Raw genomic sequence first — 21376 nt, forward strand, 5'->3', positions numbered from 1 at the left:
AGGCCTGCCCAAGGCTCTCCCAAGCCGCTGGTCCAAGTCTGTAACAGGCGGGTGGTTGACGTCACACATGACGTCACCCCCACAAGACGGGACTCTAGGGTGGTTGTCGTCGTTGGGGTGAGTGAGGGCAACGAGGGCGATGGGGCATGGGGAGCCCCCTGGGGATCCTGGAGGATCACTGCAGTGGGCAAGAGAAGGCGCGTCGACGAGCGGCGCAGCAAGCGGCGGCCTGCCGTCCTCGGCGGCATGATGGCCGTCGTCGTCGGCGGCGCCGGTCTCGGCGTCTACGCGCTCTACGGCGGCGGCGCGGCGGCCGAGGACGGCTCGGCGGCGGGGGCTTCGAAGAAGCCGGCGGTCAAGACCGGCCCGCTCTCCGCGACCGAGGTCACCACCGCGGCCCGGACGTTCCTGGCGGACTGGCAGGCGGGCAAGGTCGCGCAGGCGGCGGCCGTCACCGACGACTCCACCGCCGCCACCGCCCTGCTCACCGGCTACACCAAGGACGCCCACATCACCGGCGTCACCCTCACGCCCGGCACCCGCACGGGTGACAAGGTGCCGTTCACGGTGAAGGGCACGGTGACCTGGAAGAAGGTCAGCAAGCCGATCACGTACGACACCGCGCTGACCGTCGTACGGCGGGCCGAGGACGGCAAGGCGCTGGTCGACTGGCACGCGTCCGTGGTGCACCCGGACCTCGCCGACGGCGACACCCTGATGACGGGCGAGGCGGGCGACCCGCCGGTCAAGGCGCTCGACCGGGACGGCGGTGAGATCACCGCCGCCAAGTACCCGTCGCTGGGCACCGTGCTGGACGGGCTGCGCGAGAAGTACGGCAAGAAGGCCGGCGGTACGGCCGGCGTCGAGCTGCGCGTGGTGCGCGGCAAGGCGTCAAAGGCGAAGAAGTCCTCCGACAAGACCCTCCTCGAGCTGAGCAAGGGCACGCCGGGGACCGTGAAGACGACACTGAGTCCCACCCTGCAGGCCGCCGCCGAGAAGCAGGTGGCGGCGACGGCGCGTGCCTCGGTCGTCGTGCTGCGCCCGTCGACGGGCGAGATCCTCGCGGTGGCCAACACCGGCCACGGCTTCAACACCGCGTTCAACGGCTCGCTCGCCCCCGGCTCCACGATGAAGGTCATCACCTCGTCGCTGCTCATCGAGAAGGGGCTCGCGTCGGCGGACAAGGCGCATCCGTGCCCGAAGTACTTCACGTACGGCGGCTGGAAGTTCCAGAACGACGACAAGTTCGAGATCAAGGGCGGCACCTTCAAGGCGAGCTTCGCACGCTCCTGCAACACCGCCTTCATCAGCCAGGCCGGCAAGCTCGACAACGACAGCCTCACCGACCAGGCGCAGCAGGTCTTCGGCCTGTCCATGAACAACTGGGCGATCGGCGTGCCCAGCTTCGACGGCTCGGTGCCGGTGCAGTCCGCGGCCCAGAAGGCCGCCTCGCTGATCGGACAGGGCGGGGTGCGCATGAACCCGCTGAACATGGCGTCGGTGTCGGCGACGGTGAAGACGGGCACCTTCCACCAGCCGTACCTGGTGTCGCCCTCGGTGGACGACCGCACGATCGCGAAGGCCTCGCGCACGATGTCCGCGAGCACCCTCTCCCAGCTCCGCGAGCTGATGAACTACACCGCCACCTACGGCACCGCCGCCGAGGCGATGTCCGGCCTCGGCCCCGACGACGGCGCCAAGACCGGCTCGGCCGAGGTCGACGGCCAGTCCAAGCCGAACGGCTGGTTCACCGCCTACCGGGGTGACCTGGCGGCCGCGGGTGTGGTCCAGGCGGGCGGCCACGGCGGCGACACGGCGGGACCGATCGTGGCGACCCTGCTGAGGATGGGCGGCTGAGCCGACGGGGATTCAGTGCGCGACCGGCTGCGCGGCCATGTACGTGCGGCGCAGAAAGCGCAGCAGGGTCTTCGACTCGAACTGCACCACCGAGACGCCGTGCGCGGAGTGGAACTCGACGACGGCCTGGACGCGTCCGCAGGGCCAGACCCGGACCTCTCCGGTGCCGGCCGGGGCGCGCAGGCCCTGTTCCAGCAGGGCGCGTTCGAAGGTCCACTCGCGTCTGCCGGGCAGGCGGACGCGCACCGAGCGGGGGTCGTCCTCGGGGTCGTAGCGCAGGATGACGGGGACGGCGGCGCGTTCTTCCTCGACCCGGTCCGCGTCTGTGACGATGTGGGCTCGCGCGTACTGCTCGACTACGGGCATCGACCCGCCCTCTCACACTCCGTGACCTGTGTGGAAGCTGTGCGTTCGCTTCCTCTCCAATGTCGCATATTTTCCGGAATGCGCTCCTCCGAGCGGAGGTATCTCACATGTGCGATACATGTGCGGTACACGGGGGGTGGGCGACGAAGGGACGAGTGACTCGCTCTTGCGAACCATTCGCATTAAGCCACTATCATCGAACGGTGCACGTACCCGACGGATTCATCAACGCCCCGACGTCCGCCGTGACCGGAGTCGTCGCCGCGGGCGCCATCGCCGTCAGCCTGCGCGGCGCGCGCCGTGAGCTCGACGAGCGGACGGCGCCGCTGGCCGGCCTGGTCGCGGCCTTCATCTTCGCCGTGCAGATGCTGAACTTCCCCGTCGCGGCGGGCACCAGCGGCCATCTGCTCGGCGGCGCGCTGGCCGCGATACTCGTGGGCCCCTGTACAGGAGTCCTGTGCGTGTCCGTGGTCCTGCTGATGCAGGGGATCCTCTTCGCCGACGGCGGCCTCACCGCGCTCGGCGTGAACGTCACCGACATGGCGATCGTGACCACGGTCGTGGCGTACGCCGTCTTCCGCGGCCTGGTGAAGGTGCTGCCGCGCGGCCGCCGCTCGGTCACCGCCGCCTCCTTCGCCGCCGCGCTCGTCTCCGTACCGGCCGCCGCCCTCGCCTTCACGTTCCTCTACTGGATCGGCGGCACCACCGACATCGCGATCGGCAAGGTGGCCACCGCGATGATCGGCGTCCATGTGCTGATCGGCATCGGCGAGGCCGCGATCACCGCGCTGACGGTGGGCGCCGTGATCGCCGTACGGCCGGACCTCGTGTACGGGGCGCGCGGGCTGCAGCAAAAGCTCCGGTTGCGCGTGGGCGGCGCACTCGTGGACGTACCCGCCGCCGAAGAGGCGCGCACCGCGCCGGTGGCGGCGCGCACCTCCCACCGCACGCTGTGGGTGACCGGCCTGGTCACGTCCCTCGTCCTCGCCGGCTTCGTCAGCTTCTACGCCTCCGCGAACCCCGACGGCCTGGAGAAGGTCGCCGCCGACAAGGGCATCGACCAGAGGACCGAGAAGCACGCGGCCTCCGACTCGCCGCTCGCCGACTACGGCGTAAAGGACGTGGAGAACGCCCGTCTCTCCGGCGGTCTCGCGGGCGTGATCGGCGTCGGCGTGACCGTCGTCGCGGGCAGCGCGGTGTTCTGGACGGTGCGCAGGCGCCGCACGGACGACGTGTCCCCGGCGTCGACCACGAGCGGCGGCTGACGGCATGGGCGCGGGACACGCTCACCGGCTCTACCGGCACGGCCACTCACCCGTGCACGGCCTGCCGCCGCACACCAAGCTCGCCGCCGCCTTCGCCTTCGTGGTCGTCGTCGTGTCGACGCCGCGGGAGGCGATGTGGGCGTTCGGCCTGTACGCCGCCCTGCTCGCCGGTGTCGCGTGGCACGCGCGCGTGCCCGCCGGGTTCCTGCTCAAACGGCTGCTGATCGAGGTGCCGTTCGTCGCGTTCGCCGTGCTGATGCCGTTCGTGGCGGAGGGCGAGCGGGTGGACGTCCTGGGGCTGTCCCTCAGCGTCAATGGCCTCTGGGGCGCCTGGAACGTGCTCGCCAAGGGCACCCTGGGCGTCGCCGCCTCCGTACTCCTCGCCGCCACCACCGAACTGCGCGAACTGCTGCTGGGCCTGCAGCGGTTGAAGCTCCCGCCGCTGCTGGTCCAGATCGCCTCCTTCATGATCCGCTACGGCGACGTCATCACCGACGAGATGCGGCGCATGCGGATCGCGCGCGAGTCGCGCGGCTTCGAGGCACGGGGCGTACGGCACTGGGGGGTGCTCGCGAAGTCCGCGGGCGCCCTCTTCATCCGTTCCTACGAACGCGGGGAACGGGTGCATCTGGCCATGGTCAGCCGGGGATACGCCGGTTCGATGCCGGTGATCGACGAGGTGACCGCGTCCCGGGCACAGTGGACGCACGCGCTGGCCCTTCCGTTCGCCGCCCTCGTCGTCTGCGTGTTGGGATGGTCCCTGTGACTGATGTGACGGCTTCCCTCGAAGTCTCCGGCCTCGCCTTCGCCTACCCCGACGGCCATCAGGCCCTGTTCGGCGTGGACCTCTCGATCGCGCGCGGCGAACGGGTCGCGCTGCTCGGCCCGAACGGCGCCGGCAAGACCACCCTCGTGCTGCACCTCAACGGCATCCTGACCGGCGGCGCGGGCACGGTGACCGTCGCCGGACTGCCCGTGGGCAAACGGCACATGGCGGAGATCCGCCGCAAGGTCGGCATCGTCTTCCAGGACCCCGACGACCAGCTGTTCATGCCGACGGTCCGCGAGGACGTGGCCTTCGGGCCCGCCGCGGCCGGCCTGAAGGGCGCGGAGCTGGAGGAGCGCGTGCGGCACGCGCTGGAACAGGTCGGCATGGCCGAGTTCACCGACCGGCCCCCGCACCACCTCTCCTTCGGCCAGCGCCGCCGGGTCGCCGTGGCGACCGTCCTCGCGATGGAGCCGGAGATCCTCGTCCTGGACGAGCCGTCCTCCAACCTCGACCCCGCCTCGCGCCGCGAACTCGCCGACATCCTGCGCTCGTTGGACGTCACGGTCCTCATGGTCACCCACGACCTCCCCTACGCCCTCGAACTGTGCCCGCGCTCCCTCGTGCTGAGCGAGGGAGTGATCGCGGCGGACGGCCGCACCGGCGATCTGCTCGCCGACGAGGCCCTCATGAGCGCCCACCGTCTGGAACTGCCCTTCGGCTTCGACCCTCGCTCGGTGACAATGGGCGCGTGACGAACAAGGTAGCCACCGCCACCGCCACCGCTGACGGCCCGCCGCTCCTGGACGAGCAGCTGTGCTTCGCGCTGTACGCCGCCCAGCGGGCGGTGACGGCGGCGTACCGGCCGCTCCTGGACGAGCTGGGCCTCACCTACCCCCAGTACCTGGTCCTGCTGGTGCTGTGGGAGCGCGGCGAGATCCCGGTCAAGGAGCTGGCCGCCGCCCTGCGGCTGGACTACGGCACCATGTCGCCGCTGCTGAAGCGGCTGGAGGCGGCGGGTCTGGTGCGCCGGGAGCGCTCGGCGCGGGACGAGCGCTCCGTGCTCGTGGCGTGCACCGGGCGCGGCGAGGAACTCAAGGGGCGCGCGTCACGCGTCCCCGGCGCACTGCTCTCGGCGACGGGCCTGGAGATGGCGGAGGTCGCGCGGCTGCGCGAGGAACTGTGGGGGCTCGCGGAACGGGCCCACACAGCGGCGGCCGACCGCGCGCGACGCCCCTGACCCGCCGTCGGTCGGTCGAGCGCGGCGATCCCGAGAAGCTGTCGCGCATCGGGCGGGAGACACCGGTGAGCCGCTGGGCGTCCCCCGGTGGAACTGAAGTTACCCGCGGTTACTACCCCCTGGTAGGTACATGCCCACGTACCAGCCGGTACCTTGTGCACGATGTAATCGGGGAATGAACGTTCTGGGGGAGGGCCCGCCGTGATCGAAGGCGCCGCAGCCGACACCACCGCCGTCGGCACCCGTCCGACGAAGATCATGTACGTCGCCGAGGCGACCGCACACGGTGGTCGCGACGGGTACGTGACGAGTCAGGACGGCCAGCTCGAGCTGAAGGTGGCGATGCCGCCGCAGCTGGGCGGCGACGGCAACGGCACCAACCCCGAACAGCTCTTCGCGGCCGGTTACAGCTCCTGCTTCCACAACGCGCTGATCCTCGTCGGCAACCGGGCGGGCTTCGACCTGACCGGCTCGACCGTGGCGGCCAAGGTCGGCATCGGCCCGAACTCGAGCAAGGGCTACGGGCTGGCGGTCGCGCTGAGCGTCTCGCTCCCCGTCCTCGACCAGGAGCTCGCCGCGAAGCTGGTGGACGCCGCCCACCAGGTGTGCCCGTACTCGAACGCGACCCGCGGGAACATCGACGTGACGATTCTGCTTGGGTGAATGAGGAGGCCCTCCGGGCGGCGACAAAGGGAGTACGGGCGTGGACGTGAACGGCACGGTGGCCGAGGGGTTCGAGCCGGTGCGGGAGGCGTTCGCGGCGAACTTCGAGACGCTCGGGGACCGGGGCGCCGCGGTGGCCGTCTACCAGGACGGGCGCAGGGTCGTCGACCTGTGGGGCGGGACGAAGGACGTGGACGGCACGGCCCCCTGGGAGCGCGGCACCGCGCAGATCGTGCGCTCCGCGACCAAGGGCGTCGCCGCCGCCGTACTCCTGCTGCTGCACCAGCGCGGACTGCTGGACCTCGACGCGCCCGTGGGGGAGTACTGGCCGGAGTACAAGGCGGCCGGCAAGGAGCGGACGCCGGTACGGGACCTGCTCGCGCACCGGGCCGGGGTTCCCGTCCTCGACCGGCCCCTGACGCCCGCCGAGGCCGCCGACCCGGACCTCGGCGCGGCGGCGGTCGCGGCGCAGGCGCCCGCGTGGGAGCCGGGGACGGATCACGGCTACCACGCGCAGACGTACAGCTGGCTGACCGGTGAGCTGGTGCGGCGGATCACGGGCCGGGGCATCGGGGAGTGGATCGCCGACGAGATCGCCGGGCCGGTCGGTGCGGACCTGTGGCTGGGGCTGCCGGCCTCGCACAGCGCACGCGCGGGGCGCGTGGGACAGGTCGACGCGCCGGCGCGCACACAGGCCGGAGGCCTCCGCACCCGGCCCAAGCAGTCCGTCGCCGACGCCTACGCCGACCCCGGCTCCCTCACCCGCCGCGCCTTCGCCGCGATCACCCCGCTGCCCGACGAGAACGACCCCGCCTACCGGGCGGCCGCCCTCCCCGCCTCCAACGGCGTCGCCACCGCCGACGGACTGGCCCGCTTCTACGCGTCGCTGATCGGCGAGGTGCAGGGCGGGGTACGGCTCTTCGCGCCGGAGACGGTGGAACTGGCGCGCGGCGAGCGCTCGGCCGGCCAGGACCGCGTACTCGTCGTCCCCACCCGCTTCGGCCTCGGCTACATGCTGCACGGCGCGGCGTCCCCGCTCCTGTCCCCCGCCTCCTTCGGCCACCCGGGCCGCGGCGGCGCCCTCGGTCTCGCCGACCCCGGCACGGGCCTCGCCTTCGGCTACGTCACCAACGGCTTCCGCACGAGCGTGACGGCGGACCCGCGGGCACAGGCGCTGCTGCGGGCGGTCCGGACCGCGATCACCGGTTGAGACGCGTCACATGTTGATCGGATGAGACGTCCGCCCGGAGGCGCCGTCGATCTCCTCATGGGCCTTCGTCAGCAACTGCATGGCGATCTCGTTGAGGGCACGGGCGCCCGCTATCTCCTCGCCGACCCGTGGCTGGTTGTCGTCGATCCGATGCCGGCTGGCGTGCCCGCGGGCCCTGATCTCGCTTCCGTCCGGCAACCGGACCAGCGCGGCCGCGCGCGTGTGCTGGTCGTCCTCCGAGAACTCCAGCTCGACATGCCATCCCACGACGGTGTGCGTCATGACGTTCACCTCCGGAACTGCTGCCTCCACGCTTCCAGGGTGCGCCCGCGCACCGGCCCCCGCACCCGGCCCGACGCAACTTCGACGGAACCCGACGGAACCCGGTGGCCGGAAAACCCGTTGCCGCGGCCCGCGTCGGGCCCCTGGCGCCGGCCGGGTGACCGCCGGGTCGGCCACCCCAGACCCACCCTCGGCCTTCCCTACCCGCCCGCTACGAGCAGGCGGTATCCGTAGTCCATGCTCTGCCGGCCCAGCAGGTCGGCGTGGCGGCGGTGCCAGCTGCCGGAGTCGAGGTCGGCGCGGAGGCGGGCGATCGCCGGCTCCACGACGGAGGGCGGTAACTGGGCGAAGGTGGAGCCGGCCTGCCGGACGACCGGGTCGAGGTAGCACTCCGGTCGGCGCCAGTGGGCGCACTGGAAGCCGTCGGTGAAGTCGTGCGGGATGGGGAACGGCGTCACGGTGTGCGCGTCGAGAGCGTCGGCGACCTCGGCCACGGAGGTGAAGCGGGCCCGGTCCATCTCACGGATCTCCGGCAGATACTCCTCGAGCAGCCACAGCTCCGGCCGGTGCGTAGGGTCCCAGGTGAAGACGACCTGCCTGCGGGCGACGCGGCGCAGTTCGCCGAGGCCGCGGTGCAGGTCGGGCCAGTGGTGGACGGTCATGACGGCCATGGCCGCGTCGAAGGAGCCGTCCGCGAACGGCAGGGCTTCGGCTCCCGCCTTCACCTTCCTCACCCCAGGGTGCTGGCCGAGCATGACCCGAGAGGGATCGACCGCTGTCACATCGGCGTCCTCCGGCTCATAGGAACCGGTGCCGGCACCGACGTTGACAACGGTACGGGCGCCTTCCAGCGCCTGGCCGATCAGCGCGTGCAGTCGGGGATCGGGCCGTCGGATGTCGCTGTATCCGATGCCGATGCGGTCGTAGATCGCCGACGGACGGTCGGCAGCGGCGGTGTCCATGGGGCCAACTCCAGCAGGTCGCCCCCCACGGCCACCACCCCGCCGGGCGGATCACCCCTGGGCTCGTACCGAAACAGGACAGGCCCCCGGCAGTCGGCCCGCAGCTCCCTCAGCCGGCGTGCAACATCAGCCCGATGCCCAGGACAAGGAGCCCGGCCGCGGCGATGCGGGGCGCGCCGAAACGTTCCTTGAAGAACAGGGCCCCGATGGCCGCTCCCACGATGACCGACGACTCGCGCAGGGCGGCGATCGGGGCCAGTTCGGCGCGGGTCTGCGCCCACAGGACGAGGGCGTAGGCGGCCACCGACAGGGCGGAGCCGAGCAGGCCCAGCACGGCGAAGGGGCGCAGGAGGGCGACGGTTCCGCCGCGTCGGCGGGTGACGGTGTACGCCGGGACGACCGCCCCCTGGACGGCCATCAGCCAGGCGATGTACCCGAGGGAGGAGCCGGAGGCGCGGACGCCGAGCCCGTCGACGACCGTGTACGCGGCGATGGTCAGCCCGGTCGCCAGCGCGGCGCCGATCGCCGCCCAGTCGGGCCGTCGGCCGCGCAGCCCCCACAGGGCGACGCCGGTCAGGCCCGCGCAGGACAGCGCGATGCCGGCGGCCGCCCAGCCGTCGGGCACCTCGTGCGCGAAGACCGCGGCGAGGACGGTGACGACGAGGGGCGCGGTGCCGCGCGCGATGGGGTACGCCTGCCCGAAGTCACCGAGCCGGAAGGACCGCATCAGCAGTGCGTAGTAGGCGATGTGGATACAGGCGGAGAACAGCAGGTACGGCCAGGCCGCGGCCGCCGGGAACGCGACGAACGGCGCCAGCGCGAGCCCGATGAGCATCCCGCCGCCGGCGATCAGCGTGAAACCGGCCAGTTTGTCGGTGATCCGGTGGGCGATGGCGTTCCAGCCGGCGTGGGTGACCGCGGCGAGCAGGACGGCCGCGGTGACCAAAGGCGTCACGAGGTGTGCTCGCGGACGTCCACGAGGGTGGCGCGGGCGTGCCGGACGAGGGCGTCCGGGGCGATGGGGAAGACGGCGTGCGGATGACCGGCGGCGGCCCACACCACGTCGTGCGCGAGGAGACTCCGGTCGGCGAGGACCCGGGTCGGCGTGAGATGTCCGAAGGGCGGCACACCGCCGATGGCGTACCCGGTGGTCTCCCGTACGACGCCGGCGGCGGCCCTCGTCACCCGCTCGGCCCCGAGCACCTCGCGCACCAGCTCCGTGTCGACCCTGGACGCCCCGTCCATCAGCACCAGCACCGGGACGCCGTCCGCCGCGAAGACCAGCGACTTGCAGATCAGGTTCAGCTCGCAGCCGATCGCGGCGGCGGCCTCCGCGGCGGTGCGGGTCGCCTCCGGGAAGCGGCGGATCCGGGAAACCAGCTCATCGAGCCCCTGCTCGCGCAGGGCTTCGGCGAAACGGGGATACGCACCGGTCGTCGTCATGGACGGCACGCTAGCGGTCGCCGTACGGGGCACGCGACGGGGTTGTGGCGTGCGCCCCGCTCCGTCCCCGGGGTGTGCTCACACCATCGCCCCCGTACCGGCTGACGGTGTGAGCACGGGATCCCCGCTCTCGCCCAGCTAGACCCAGGTGTCGATCCACATCCGTGACCGCCACTGGTCGATCGGGATGGCCTGGCCCGTGTACAGGGGCCAGAAGTAGATGAAGTTCCAGGCGATCAGCAGGACCAGGACGCCCGCGCCCGTCGCGCCCGCCACCCGGCGGGTGTCGCTCGAGCCCGGTGGGCCGACGAGCGCGCCGATCATCATCGCCACCGCCAGACAGAGGAACGGCAGGAAGACGACGGCGTAGAAGAAGAAGATCGTGCGCTCCTGGTACATGAACCAGGGGAGGTAACCGGCCGCGATGCCGCAGGCGATGGCACCCGCGCGCCAGTCCCGGCGGAACAGCCAGCGCCACAGGACGTAGAGGATCGCGAAGCAGGCCGCCCACCACAGCAGCGGTGTGCCGATCGCCAGGACCTCGCGGGCGCACTTCTCGCCCGCGTCGGCGGGGCAGCCGTCCGCGCCGGGCGAGGGGGACTCGTAGAAGAACGACACCGGGCGCCCCAGGACGAGCCAGCTCCACGGGTTCGACTGGTAGTTGTGCGGCGAGGTCAGGTGCGTGTGGAACTCGTACACCTCGTGCTCGTAGTGCCACAGGCTGCGCAACCAGTCCGGGAACAGCCAGGTCCAGCTGCCGCCCTTGCCGTCGGTGGCCGCCCAGTTGCGGTAGTAGCCGCCCGAGCCGTCGCTGGGGGACAGGATCCAGCCCGTCCACGACACCAGATAGGTGACGAGGGCGACCGGGATCGTCGCCAGGAACGCCAGGCCCGTGTCGCGCCTCAGCACCGCCCGGTACGGGTGGCGCGCGCCGGCCACCCTGCGCGAGCCCACGTCCCACAGCAGCGTCATCAGGATGAACGCGGCCGTGATGTAGAGGGCGTTCCACTTGGTGCCGATGGCCAGGCCCAGCATCAGACCGGTCAGCCAGCGCCAGGGCCGCAGCCCCAGGCTCGTGGTCTCGGCGATGTGCGGGTCCGGGCGGTGGCGGCCGTCCACGTCCACCGGCAGCGCCGCCGCGAGCCGTTCGCGCGTCCTGTCGCGGTCCACGACCAGACAGCCGAACGCCGCCAGCACGAAGAACATCAGCACCCCGTCGAGCAGCGAGGTGCGGCTCATCACGAAGGCCAGCCCGTCCACCGCCATCAGCCCGCCCGCGAGGCAGCCGAGGAACGTGGAGCGGAAGATCCGGCGGCCGATCCGGCACAGCAGCAGCACGCTGAGCGTGCCGAGCAGGGCCGTCATGAACCGCCAGCCGAACGGGTCGAAGCCGAAGACCAGCTCACCGAGCCCGATCATGTACTTGCCGATGGGCGGATGCACGACGTACGCCGCGTCCGTCGGGACGGGCAGGTGCCCGCCCGAGGAGAGGACGACGTCGTTGGCGTTCTTGTCCCAGTTGACCTCGAACCCGCGGTGGACGAGCGCCCACGCGTCCTTCGCGTAGTACGTCTCGTCGAATATCACCTTCCTCGGGCTGCCCAGGTCCCAGAACCGGATCACGCCCGCCACGAGAGTGACCAGCAGCGGGCCGGCCCAGCCCGACCAGCGCGCGATCCGGTCGGCCCACACCGGAGGCAGCCCGAGTGCCTGCCACAGCCGGGGACTCGGCTGCACGTACGGCGGCACCAGCCGCTCCCGCACGCCGCCCGCGGGCTGGGGCGGCGCGTGGCCGAAACGGCGCAGCCGCTGCTGCCACGACGACGGCCGCTGATCGTGCGCGTTGTCGTGCGCGGTCGGTGCGGGCCGGTGGTCAGTGGAGCCCGTGGAGTCCATGGAGGACGCGGTACTGGTCACCGCGCCATCGTAGGGAACAGGTCTGTGTGAGTCCCGTGCATGGCCCTGCGAGGATGGAAACGTGACAGTTGCTCCCGGAACCCCGACCGGACCCCCGCCCCGATCCGTGCCGGGAACCCCGCCCGGAACCCTCGTCCTCGCCGGCACCCCCATCGGCGACGTCTCCGACGCGCCGCCCCGGCTCGCCGAGGAGCTGTCCGGCGCCGACGTCGTCGCAGCCGAGGACACCCGCAGGCTGCGCCGGCTGACCCAGGCCCTGGGGGTGACGCCCAAGGGGCGTGTCGTGTCGTACTTCGAGGGCAACGAGTCCGCCCGTACGCCCGAACTCGTCGCGGAACTGCTCGGCGGGGCGCGTGTGCTGCTCGTCACGGACGCCGGGATGCCGTCCGTCTCCGACCCGGGGTACCGGCTGGTCGCCGCGGCCGTGGAGCACGACATCCGGGTGACCGCCGTGCCCGGGCCGTCCGCCGTGCTCACCGCGCTCGCGCTGTCCGGGCTGCCCGTGGACCGGTTCTGCTTCGAGGGGTTCCTGCCGAGGAAGGCGGGGGAGCGCATGTCACGGCTGCGGGAGGTGGCCGGGGAGCGGCGCACACTCGTGTACTTCGAGGCCCCGCACCGGCTCGACGACACCCTCGCCGCGATGGCCGAGGTGTTCGGCGGTGACCGGCGGGCCGCGGTGTGCCGTGAGCTGACGAAGACGTACGAGGAGGTCAGGCGCGGCCCTCTGGCCGAACTGGCGCAGTGGGCGGCCGAGGGGGTGCGCGGCGAGATCACCGTCGTGGTCGGCGGCGCGCCGGACCGCGGGCCCGAGGAGCTGGACGCCGGGGAGCTGGTGCGGCGGGTGCGGGTGCGCGAGGAGGCCGGGGAGCGCCGCAAGGAGGCGATCGCTGCGGTGGCGGCGGAGGCGGGGGTGCCGAAACGGGAGGTCTTCGACGCGGTGGTCGCGGCGAAGAACGCCGGGGCGTTGTGAGGGGCTCACGAGGGTGCTGTGAAGGGGGCGCGTGAGGCGACTCACACCCGCTCTGAGCAGGGCGCATACCGTTTGAGCGCGCGCCCCATGCGGGGGCAAAGAGCGGTCGCGGAAGGCAAAGCGAAACCCCCCTCCTCGAGGCCGCTACGGCAAGGAAAGTACAAATCGGATCCAACACTCGACAGGGCTGGTGCATCGGCTCCCGCGCAGGCGTCCACTGGGTGATGGGACGGGACGGATCCGTCCCTCGTCCAGCGGACAAGAGGAGCTGGCATGAGTGAGATCACAGGGCACACCGGGCTGCGTGCCACGGGGGCGGCGCCGGTCGTGCACGAGTCGTACGCGTTCGCCTGCATGCGCTGCGGGCACGGCTGGGAGCAGTCGTACGCGATAGAGCACCACATCGACGCCGAGGGCCACGAGTTCGTCCAGTACGTGGCGGAGGGCCGGATCGTGCCGTCCCCGCTGAGCCGCCCCGCGTGCCAGAACTGCGACGGGCACGTCGTGCGCATCATGCGGGCCGGGCAGGTCTCGTCGGTGCAGAGCGCGGGCCGGCGGGAGCGCACGACGGGACCGGCGGGACCGGCGGAGGGCGCCGAGGTGCCGGCGCAGCAGACCGGCGAGCGCGAGGAGCACCACCACTGGCACCTGTCCGATCTCCTGCACCCCTTCCAGCGCAAGGCGAGCTGAGCGCGGCGGGGAGCGAACGTGTGCCCCGTCCGGGGGACCGGGTTCCGTAGGACCGGGTTCCGTAGGATCGGGGCATGCCTTCGAACGCCGGCAAGGCCGACAAGAACGCGGCGCCGCCGCTCCCGGAGCCCCTCCGGGTGCCCGTCGCCGACTCCCACACCCATCTCGACATGCAGTCCGCCGCGGTCGGGGAGGGCCTCGCGAAGGCCGCGTCGGTCGGGGTGACGACGGTCGTCCAGGTCGGCTGCGACATCAAGGGCTCGCGGTGGGCCGCCGAGACGGCCGCGGCGTACGAGAGCGTCCACGCGACGGTCGCCCTGCACCCGAACGAGGCCCCGAGGATCGTGCACGGCGACCCGGACGGCTGGTCGCGGCAGGGCGCGCGCGAGCCGGGGGGCGTGGCCGCGCTCGACGAGGCGCTCGCCGAGATCGACCGCCTGGCCGCGCTCGTGCACGTCAAGGGCGTCGGCGAGACGGGCCTCGACTACTTCCGCACCGGTCCCGAGGGCAAGGAGGCGCAGGAGCGGTCCTTCCGCGCCCACATAGAGATCGCCAAGCGGCACGGCAAGGCGCTGGTCATCCACGACCGCGACGCCCACGCCGACGTCCTGCGGGTGCTGAAGGAGGAGGGCGCGCCCGAGCGGACCGTCTTCCACTGCTACTCCGGCGACGCCGAGATGGCCGAGATCTGCGCCCGCGCCGGCTACTTCATGTCCTTCGCCGGCAACGTCACCTTCAAGAACGCCCAGCACCTGCGCGACGCCCTCGCCGTCGCCCCGCGGGATCTGGTCCTGGTGGAGACCGACGCCCCCTTCCTCACCCCGGCGCCCTACCGTGGACGGCCGAACGCGCCCTACCTGATCCCGGTCACCGTGCGCACCATGGCCGCCGTAAGGGGTGTCGACGAGGACACCCTCGCGGCGGCCCTGGCGGCCAACACAGCTCGCGCGTTCGACTACTGAGCCACTTCCGACACACTTCCCACCCACCTCCTCACAACTCTGGGTAGCCGCGTCGCTTTGGAGAGTGACGGCCGCTCCGCTAGGTTCTGGGGGCCCGATCCGGACCCCGGCCCTGGAGCGTGTAGGCGTGAGCAACTCTCAGTACCTCCAGTACGAGCCGTACGGCGGTGGTGGACCCGCCGTCGATCTGCACAGCGCCGAGACACTCGCCTACGGCGTGTACGCGGCGCCTGGGGCGTATGCGTACGGCGACACGTACCGGCCCGCCTACGAGGCGTACGGCTCGTACGAGCCGTTCGGACCGTACGAGCCGTACGTCTACGACCCTCCGCACCCGCCCGACCCCCCGCATCCGCCCGACACGCCGTATCCGACGCAGCCGCTTTTCCCGCATCAGGCGGTGGGACCCGCCGCGGTGGGGCGGGCGGCCCGGCGCAGGGCGCGGTCCGCCGAGCGCCCGGAGTCCGCCGTACGCCGGCTGCTCCCGCAGGCCCTCGTCGTCGTCTTCCTCGCCGGCGGCACCACCGCCTTCGTCGCCGAGGACAAGGCGGTCGAGCTGACCGTCGACGGCAGGGCGCGCACCCTGCACACCTTCGCCGACGACGTGACCGAACTCCTCGAGGAGGAGAGCGTGGCGGTGGGAGCGCACGACAGCGTGTCTCCCGCGCCCGGCACGGATCTGTCCAGCGGCGACGAGGTCGCGGTGCACTACGGCCGCCCCGTGCGGCTCACCCTGGACGGGCAGCGGCACCAGGTGTGGACGACGGCCCGCACGGTGGAGGGGGCGCTGCGCCAGTTCGGGGTCCGCGCGGAGGGCGCCTATCTGTCGACCGCGCGCACCCGGCGCATCGGGCGCGAGGGGCTGGCGCTGGATGTGCGCACCGAACGCTCGGTCACGGTCCTGGCCGACGGCCGGGCCCGCACCATCCGCACCAACGTGGCGACCGTGGGCGAGGTGGTCGAGGCGGCCGGGATCACCCTGCGCGGCGAGGACACCACCTCCGTCGAGCCCGGCAGTTTCCCGCGCGACGGGCAGACCGTCACGGTTCTGCGGATCACCGGTACCGAGGAGGTCCGGGAGGAGGAGATCCCGTACGAGGTGCGCCGCGCCGACGACCCCTCCCTCTTCAAGGGCACGGAGGTCGTGGAGCAGGCGGGGCAGCCCGGGCTGCGGCGCCTCACGTACTCGCTGCGCACGGTCAACGGGGTGAGGCAGCGGCCGAGGCGGATCGGCAGCGAGATCGTGCGCGAGCCACGGGACCGGGTGGTGAAGGTCGGGACGAAGCCGCTGCCGACGTCCGTGCGGGGCGCCGACGGTCTGGACTGGCAGGCGCTCGCGGCCTGTGAGTCCGGCGGCCGGCCGGACGCGGTGGACCCCTCCGGGACGTACGGCGGCCTGTACCAGTTCGACTCCCGCACCTGGCACAGCCTCGGCGGCACCGGCCGGCCCCAGGACGCCCCGGCGGCGGAGCAGACGTTCCGCGCGAAGAAGCTGTACGTACGCCGGGGCGCGAGCCCCTGGCCGCACTGCGGGGCGCGCCTGCACAGATGACCGGTGCGCAGACGGCCGGTGCACGGACGACCCGTGCGCAGACGGCCGGTGCACGGACGACCGGCCGACCGGCCGGCCGCGGGCCCGTACCCTTGTCCCGTGAGCAGCCCCACCCCCGACGCCCTTCTCGGCCCCGCCGACATCCGTGAACTCGCGGCGGTCCTCGGTGTGCGCCCGACCAAGCAGCGCGGCCAGAACTTCGTGATCGACGCGAACACGGTCCGCCGCATCGTCCGCACCGCCGAGGTCCGGCCCGACGACGTGGTCGTCGAGGTCGGCCCTGGGCTCGGCTCCCTCACGCTCGCGCTGCTGGAGGCCGCCGACCGGGTCACGGCCGTCGAGATCGACGATGTCCTCGCGGGCGCGCTGCCCGCGACGATCACGGCGCGCATGCCGGAGCGCGCGGAGCACTTCGCGCTGGTGCACTCCGACGCCATGCACGTGACCGGGCTGCCGGGGCCCGCCCCCACCGCGCTGGTCGCGAACCTGCCGTACAACGTGGCCGTGCCGGTCCTCCTGCACATGCTCGACACCTTCCCGAGCATCGAACGCACCCTGGTCATGGTCCAGTCGGAGGTCGCCGACCGCCTCGCCGCGGCCCCCGGCTCGAAGGTGTACGGCGTCCCGTCCGTCAAGGCCAACTGGTACGCCGAGGTCAAGCGGGCCGGCGCGATCGGGCGCAAGGTCTTCTGGCCGGCGCCGAACGTCGACAGCGGGCTCGTCGCGCTCAGGAGGCGCACCGAGCCGATCAAGACCACCGCGTCGAAGCGCGAGGTCTTCGCCGTCGTCGACGCGGCCTTCGCCCAGCGTCGCAAGACGCTGCGCGCCGCGCTCGCCGGCTGGGCCGGCTCGGCGGCGGCGGCCGAGGCGGCGCTCGTCGCCGCGGGCGTGTCCCCGCAGGCGCGCGGCGAGGCGCTGACCGTCGAGGAGTTCGCCCGCATCGCCGAGAACAAGCAGAGGGACTCCGAGTGAGCGTCACCGTCCGTGTGCCCGCCAAGGTCAACGTCCAGCTCGCGGTGGGTGCCGCGCGCCCGGACGGCTTCCACGACCTGGCGAACGTCTTCCTGGCCGTCGGCCTGTACGACGAGATCACGGTGACCCCGGCCGACGAACTGCGCGTCACCTGCGAGGGCCCGGACGCGGACCAGGTGCCCCTGGACCGCACCAACCTCGCGGCGCGCGCCGCGCTGCGGCTCGCCGAGCGGTACGCCCGCGACGCCCGCGTCCACGTCCACATCGCGAAGGACATCCCCGTGGCCGGCGGCATGGCGGGCGGCAGCGCGGACGGCGCGGGCGCGCTGCTCGCCTGCGACACGCTGTGGGGCACGGGCGCGCCGCGCGGCGAACTCCTCGACATCTGCGCGGAGTTGGGCAGCGACGTCCCGTTCAGCCTGGTCGGCGGGGCGGCCCTCGGCACCGGGCGCGGCGAGAAACTGACGCCGCTGGAGGTGGGCGGCACCTTCCACTGGGTGTTCGCGATGGCGGAGCGCGGACTGTCGACCCCGGCGGTCTTCCGGGAGTTCGACCGGCTCGGCGAGGGCCTCGACATCCCCGAGCCCGTCGCCTCCGAGGACCTCCTCGAGGCGCTGGCCGGCGGCGACCCCGACGCGCTCGCGGCGGCCGTCTCCAACGACCTCCAGCCCGCCGCGCTCTCCCTCTTCCCGGAACTGTCCGACACCCTCGCGGCGGGCCGTGCGGCCGGCGCGCTCACCGCCCTCGTCTCGGGATCGGGCCCGACCACCGCCTTCCTCGCCCGCGACACCGGGTCCGCGGCGAAGATCGCGCGGACGCTGGCCGCCTCGGGCACGTGCAGGAGCGTGCGGGTGGCCTCGGGGCCGGCGGCGGGGGCGACGGTCGTCGGGGACCGGCGGTAATCCGGCTGTGTGACGGCAGCGGCGTTCTTTGCCCGATCTCCACAAGGAATACTGCGATCGGAGTACGGGTGGGGCAGTTGAGGTGACTAAAGTCCTTGATGCTTCAAGCGCCTGCCGTGTTGTGGTCCGGCGGGGCTTCCATCATGCGCACAGCCGGAAGGGCCCACCTCCGTGTCCGAACCCCCCACCCCCACCCCCACCCCCACCCCCTCGCACCGCAAGAAGCGGTCCCTCTCCCGTCGCGGCGCGATCGGCGCCGCCGGAGCGGTGGCCGCCGGTGCGGCGCTGACCCCGGTCGTCTTCGCGGCGAACGACTCCGACGCCCCGGGCAACTCCTCGACCGGCTCCGGAAGTTCCGGTACGAAGCCCGAGCAGTTCCCCGCCACCCGGACCGAGGCCGCGACCGGCACCGACCGGACCACCACCGCGTTCGCCGCTTCCTACATCGGCCTGCGCTGGACCGGCGCCCAGGACGGCGCCGGGATCCGCTTCACCGACGGCGGCGCATGGCAGGGCGTGACCGGCGGCTGCGCGACCGTCGACGGCGGAGGGACGGCGCTCGTCGCCGCGGGGAACGCCACCGCCTACGAACTGAAGGTCCCGGACGGCGCGAGTGAGGTGCGCTCGCTGGCGATCGACACCACGGACGGCCCCGACCGCACCTTCCACGTCCCGTCGGAGCCCACCCGCGTGCGCGGCGTGCCCTACCTGCCGCGACCGGCCTGGGGCGCCGACGAGTCGAAGCGGTACAAGGACGGGAAGGTCAACTCGCCCGAGGTGTACTACCCGTTGCAGGCGATCACCGTGCACCACACGGACACGCCCAACGACGACCCCGACCCCGCCGCGACCGTCCGGGGCATCTACGAGTACCACGCGGTCACCCTCGACTGGGGCGACATCGGCTACCACTTCCTCATCGACGAGGCGGGCACGGTCTACGAGGGCCGCTACTCCGGCGACGACGTCGTCCCGGCCTTCGACCCGGACGGCGAACTCGTCACCGCCTTCCACACGGGCGGCTACAACTCCGGCAACCTCGGCATCGCCTTCCTCGGCACGCTGACGGACCGGCCGCCGACGGCCGCGGCCAAGGCCGCGCTGATCCGGCTGATCAAGGTGATCTCCCGTTTCAAGGGCCTCGACCCCCAGGCGAAGATCACCTACACCAACCCGGTCAACGGCGTGACGAAGGACGTGACGACGGTCGGCGGCCACCGCGACTGGCTGCAGACCGAGTGCCCGGGGCAGACGATGTACGACCTCCTCGACGAGGTCCGGGCGGCAGCGGCCCGCTGACCTGCGGGGATCGGTCGGCTACCCGCGCGCACTAGGCTGGGAGGCTGACCGATCCCCCCTGTCAGGAGAGAAATGGCCGTCAATCTGGTCAATGTCGAGAACGTCAGCAAGGTGTACGGCACCCGTGCACTCCTCGACGGCATCTCGCTCGGCGTGTCCGAAGGGGACCGGATCGGTGTCGTCGGGCGCAACGGCGACGGCAAGACGACGCTGATCCGGATGCTCGCCAAGCTGGAGGAGGCCGACACCGGCCGGGTCACGCACTCCGGCGGGCTGCGCATGGGCGTGCTCACCCAGCACGACTCCCTGGACCCCGCCGCCACGGTCCGCCACGAGGTCATCCGGGACCTCGCCGACCACGAGTGGGCGGGCAACGCCAAGATCCGCGACGTGCTGACGGGACTCTTCGGCGGGCTCGACCTGCCCGGCTTCCCGCAGGGCCTGGACACCGTGATCGGCCCGCTCTCCGGCGGTGAGCGCCGTCGTATCGCGCTCGCGAAGCTGCTCATCGAGGAACAGGACCTGATCGTCCTCGACGAGCCCACGAACCACCTCGACGTCGAGGGCATCTCCTGGCTCGCCCGCCACCTCCAGGTCCGCCGCTCGGCCCTGGTGTGCGTCACCCACGACCGCTGGTTCCTGGACCAGGTCTGCACGCGCATGTGGGACGTCCAGCGCGGCGACGTCCACGAGTACGAGGGCGGCTACTCGGACTACGTGTTCGCGCGTGCCGAGCGCGAGCGGATCGCCGCGACCGAGGAGGTCAAGCGGCAGAACCTGGTCCGCAAGGAGCTGGCCTGGCTGCGGCGCGGCGCCCCCGCGCGGACGTCGAAGCCCCGCTTCCGGGTCGAGGCCGCCAACGAGCTCATCGCGGACGTGCCGCCGCCCCGGGACAGCAGCGAACTGATGAAGTTCGCGTCCTCGCGGCTCGGCAAGACCGTCTTCGACCTCGAGGACGTCACCGTCCAGGCCGGCCCCAAGGTGCTCCTCAAGCACGTCACCTGGCACCTGGGCCCCGGCGACCGCATCGGCCTCGTCGGTGTCAACGGCGCCGGCAAGACCTCCCTGCTGCGCGCCATGGCAGACGCGGCGCGTACCGAGGGCGAGGCACAGCCCGCGGCCGGCCGGGTCGCCGTCGGCAGGACCGTCAAGCTCGCCTACCTCTCGCAGGAGGTCGGCGAACTCGACCCGAACCTGCGGGTCCTGGAGGCCGTGCAGCGGGTGCGCGAGCGCGTCGACCTCGGCAAGGGGCGCGAGATGACCGCCGGTCAGCTGTGCGAGACGTTCGGCTTCAACAAGGAGAAGCAGTGGACGCCGGTCGGCGACCTGTCCGGTGGTGAGCGTCGCCGGCTGCAGATCCTGCGGCTGCTGATGGACGAGCCCAACGTCCTCTTCCTCGACGAGCCCACCAACGACCTCGACATCGAGACCCTCACCCAGCTCGAGGACCTCCTCGACGGCTGGCCCGGCTCGATGATCGTCATCTCCCACGACCGGTTCTTCGTCGAGCGGACCACGGACCGGGTCTTCGCGCTCCTCGGCGACGCCACCCTGCGGATGCTCCCGCGCGGCATCGACGAGTACCTGGAGCGCCGGCAGCGCATGGAGGAGGCTGCCGCCGCCTCCGCCCCCGCGGCCGCGGCCGCGGCGAAGCCCGCCACCGAGCGGAGCGCCGCCGACCAGCGCGCCGCGAAGAAGGAACTCCAGAAGATCGAGCGGCAGTTGGACAAGATCTCCGAACGCGAGACCAAGCTGCACGGACAGATCGCCGACCACGCCACCGACTTCGCGAAGGTCGCCGAACTCGACGCCGAGCTGCGCGAGTTGACGGGCCAGCGGGAGGATCTGGAGCTGCGGTGGCTGGAACTCGCCGAGGACGCATAGTCCTTCTGCCCTTCGGCGCACAGCCGCGTAGGCGGCGCGTGCGCCGCGTGCAGGGGGCGTGAAGGCACATAACGAGGGCATCACGGGCCGGTCCTCCCTTGGGAACAGGGGCGGATACGGCCCGTTTCGCCGTCCGTCCCGAGTGATAGAAAGGGCTGGCTAAAAATCAGTGAC

The 21376-nt window shown here is 72.2% G+C and carries 21 protein-coding genes; 15 read left to right on the plus strand and 6 right to left on the minus strand.

Annotation, left to right across the window (positions count from 1 at the left end; all coding sequences use genetic code 11):
* Positions 1 to 183 precede the first annotated feature (183 nt).
* Positions 184 to 1857, plus strand: a complete 1674-nt coding sequence (locus ABT057_RS08675) for a penicillin-binding transpeptidase domain-containing protein (RefSeq protein WP_352341735.1) — start codon at positions 184 to 186, stop codon at positions 1855 to 1857.
* Between the two features lie 12 nt (positions 1858 to 1869).
* Here ABT057_RS08675 and ABT057_RS08680 read toward each other — a convergent pair whose 3' ends face one another.
* A complete protein-coding gene (locus tag ABT057_RS08680) occupies positions 1870 to 2223 on the minus strand; it encodes an SsgA family sporulation/cell division regulator (RefSeq protein WP_352341736.1) in 354 nt (117 codons plus the stop codon).
* 203 nt (positions 2224 to 2426) lie between these two features.
* Here ABT057_RS08680 and ABT057_RS08685 point away from each other — a divergent pair, with 203 nt between their 5' ends.
* From ABT057_RS08685 to ABT057_RS08710, 6 genes are all read left to right on the plus strand, one after another.
* Positions 2427 to 3488: an energy-coupling factor ABC transporter permease gene (locus ABT057_RS08685; RefSeq protein WP_352341737.1), complete on the plus strand. Its 1062-nt coding sequence runs from the start codon at positions 2427 to 2429 to the stop codon at positions 3486 to 3488.
* Between the two features lie 4 nt (positions 3489 to 3492).
* On the plus strand, positions 3493 to 4254 hold the full coding sequence (gene cbiQ / locus ABT057_RS08690; protein WP_352341738.1) for a cobalt ECF transporter T component CbiQ: 762 nt from the start codon (positions 3493 to 3495) through the stop codon (positions 4252 to 4254).
* On the plus strand, positions 4242 to 5009 hold the full coding sequence (locus ABT057_RS08695) for an energy-coupling factor ABC transporter ATP-binding protein (RefSeq protein ID WP_352341739.1): 768 nt from the start codon (positions 4242 to 4244) through the stop codon (positions 5007 to 5009). The genes cbiQ and ABT057_RS08695 overlap by 13 nt, the downstream gene beginning before the upstream one ends.
* Positions 5006 to 5494: a MarR family winged helix-turn-helix transcriptional regulator gene (locus tag ABT057_RS08700; protein ID WP_352341740.1), complete on the plus strand. Its 489-nt coding sequence runs from the start codon at positions 5006 to 5008 to the stop codon at positions 5492 to 5494. The genes ABT057_RS08695 and ABT057_RS08700 overlap by 4 nt, the downstream gene beginning before the upstream one ends.
* A gap of 258 nt (positions 5495 to 5752) precedes the next feature.
* Positions 5753 to 6157, plus strand: a complete 405-nt coding sequence (locus tag ABT057_RS08705; protein WP_352341892.1) for an organic hydroperoxide resistance protein — start codon at positions 5753 to 5755, stop codon at positions 6155 to 6157.
* 40 nt (positions 6158 to 6197) lie between these two features.
* Positions 6198 to 7367 carry a serine hydrolase domain-containing protein gene (locus ABT057_RS08710; RefSeq protein WP_352341741.1) on the plus strand — a complete coding sequence of 390 codons (1170 nt, stop codon included), beginning with the start codon at positions 6198 to 6200 and terminating at the stop codon, positions 7365 to 7367.
* A gap of 6 nt (positions 7368 to 7373) precedes the next feature.
* On the opposite strand, the gene ABT057_RS08715 is transcribed toward ABT057_RS08710, so the two are convergent.
* The 5 genes from ABT057_RS08715 to ABT057_RS08735 form a co-directional block, all read right to left on the minus strand.
* Positions 7374 to 7649 carry a DUF1876 domain-containing protein gene (locus ABT057_RS08715; RefSeq protein ID WP_352341742.1) on the minus strand — a complete coding sequence of 92 codons (276 nt, stop codon included), beginning with the start codon at positions 7647 to 7649 and terminating at the stop codon, positions 7374 to 7376.
* A gap of 200 nt (positions 7650 to 7849) precedes the next feature.
* Entirely contained in the window at positions 7850 to 8611 is a 762-nt protein-coding gene (locus ABT057_RS08720; protein ID WP_352341743.1) for a class I SAM-dependent methyltransferase, read from the minus strand.
* A gap of 109 nt (positions 8612 to 8720) precedes the next feature.
* A complete protein-coding gene (locus tag ABT057_RS08725; protein ID WP_352341744.1) occupies positions 8721 to 9566 on the minus strand; it encodes an EamA family transporter in 846 nt (281 codons plus the stop codon).
* Positions 9563 to 10054, minus strand: coding sequence for a YbaK/EbsC family protein (locus ABT057_RS08730; protein ID WP_352341745.1), 492 nt, complete (start codon positions 10052 to 10054; stop codon positions 9563 to 9565). Before ABT057_RS08730 ends, ABT057_RS08725 begins: the two co-directional genes overlap by 4 nt.
* 138 nt (positions 10055 to 10192) lie before the next feature.
* A complete protein-coding gene (locus ABT057_RS08735; protein ID WP_502973827.1) occupies positions 10193 to 11971 on the minus strand; it encodes a dolichyl-phosphate-mannose--protein mannosyltransferase in 1779 nt (592 codons plus the stop codon).
* A 106-nt stretch (positions 11972 to 12077) separates the two neighbouring features.
* Here ABT057_RS08735 and rsmI point away from each other — a divergent pair, with 106 nt between their 5' ends.
* The 8 genes from rsmI (at position 12078) to ABT057_RS08775 (ending at position 21202) form a co-directional block, all read left to right on the plus strand.
* The gene (gene rsmI, locus ABT057_RS08740) at positions 12078 to 12941 is read left to right on the plus strand and encodes a 16S rRNA (cytidine(1402)-2'-O)-methyltransferase (protein WP_352341894.1); all 864 of its coding nucleotides are present in this window, start codon (positions 12078 to 12080) and stop codon (positions 12939 to 12941) included.
* A 273-nt stretch (positions 12942 to 13214) separates the two neighbouring features.
* A complete protein-coding gene (locus ABT057_RS08745; protein WP_352341746.1) occupies positions 13215 to 13631 on the plus strand; it encodes a hypothetical protein in 417 nt (138 codons plus the stop codon).
* A 74-nt stretch (positions 13632 to 13705) separates the two neighbouring features.
* Positions 13706 to 14593: a TatD family hydrolase gene (locus tag ABT057_RS08750; protein ID WP_352341747.1), complete on the plus strand. Its 888-nt coding sequence runs from the start codon at positions 13706 to 13708 to the stop codon at positions 14591 to 14593.
* A gap of 127 nt (positions 14594 to 14720) precedes the next feature.
* Positions 14721 to 16145 (plus strand): resuscitation-promoting factor, encoded by a 1425-nt coding sequence (locus ABT057_RS08755; protein ID WP_352341748.1) that lies wholly within the window; start codon positions 14721 to 14723, stop codon positions 16143 to 16145.
* A gap of 99 nt (positions 16146 to 16244) precedes the next feature.
* Complete coding sequence (gene rsmA, locus ABT057_RS08760; RefSeq protein WP_352341749.1) at positions 16245 to 17117, plus strand: 16S rRNA (adenine(1518)-N(6)/adenine(1519)-N(6))-dimethyltransferase RsmA; 873 nt, start codon at positions 16245 to 16247, stop codon at positions 17115 to 17117.
* Complete coding sequence (locus ABT057_RS08765) at positions 17114 to 18019, plus strand: 4-(cytidine 5'-diphospho)-2-C-methyl-D-erythritol kinase (protein ID WP_352341750.1); 906 nt, start codon at positions 17114 to 17116, stop codon at positions 18017 to 18019. The genes rsmA and ABT057_RS08765 overlap by 4 nt, the downstream gene beginning before the upstream one ends.
* Before the next feature lie 171 nt (positions 18020 to 18190).
* Positions 18191 to 19318 carry a peptidoglycan recognition protein family protein gene (locus ABT057_RS08770; RefSeq protein ID WP_352341751.1) on the plus strand — a complete coding sequence of 376 codons (1128 nt, stop codon included), beginning with the start codon at positions 18191 to 18193 and terminating at the stop codon, positions 19316 to 19318.
* A 72-nt stretch (positions 19319 to 19390) separates the two neighbouring features.
* Complete coding sequence (locus ABT057_RS08775) at positions 19391 to 21202, plus strand: ABC-F family ATP-binding cassette domain-containing protein (RefSeq protein WP_352341752.1); 1812 nt, start codon at positions 19391 to 19393, stop codon at positions 21200 to 21202.
* Positions 21203 to 21376: the final 174 nt, after the last annotated feature.

It is taken from the genome of Streptomyces sp. NPDC002588 (assembly GCF_040295925.1).
In the GTDB taxonomy this organism is placed as follows: domain Bacteria; phylum Actinomycetota; class Actinomycetes; order Streptomycetales; family Streptomycetaceae; genus Streptomyces.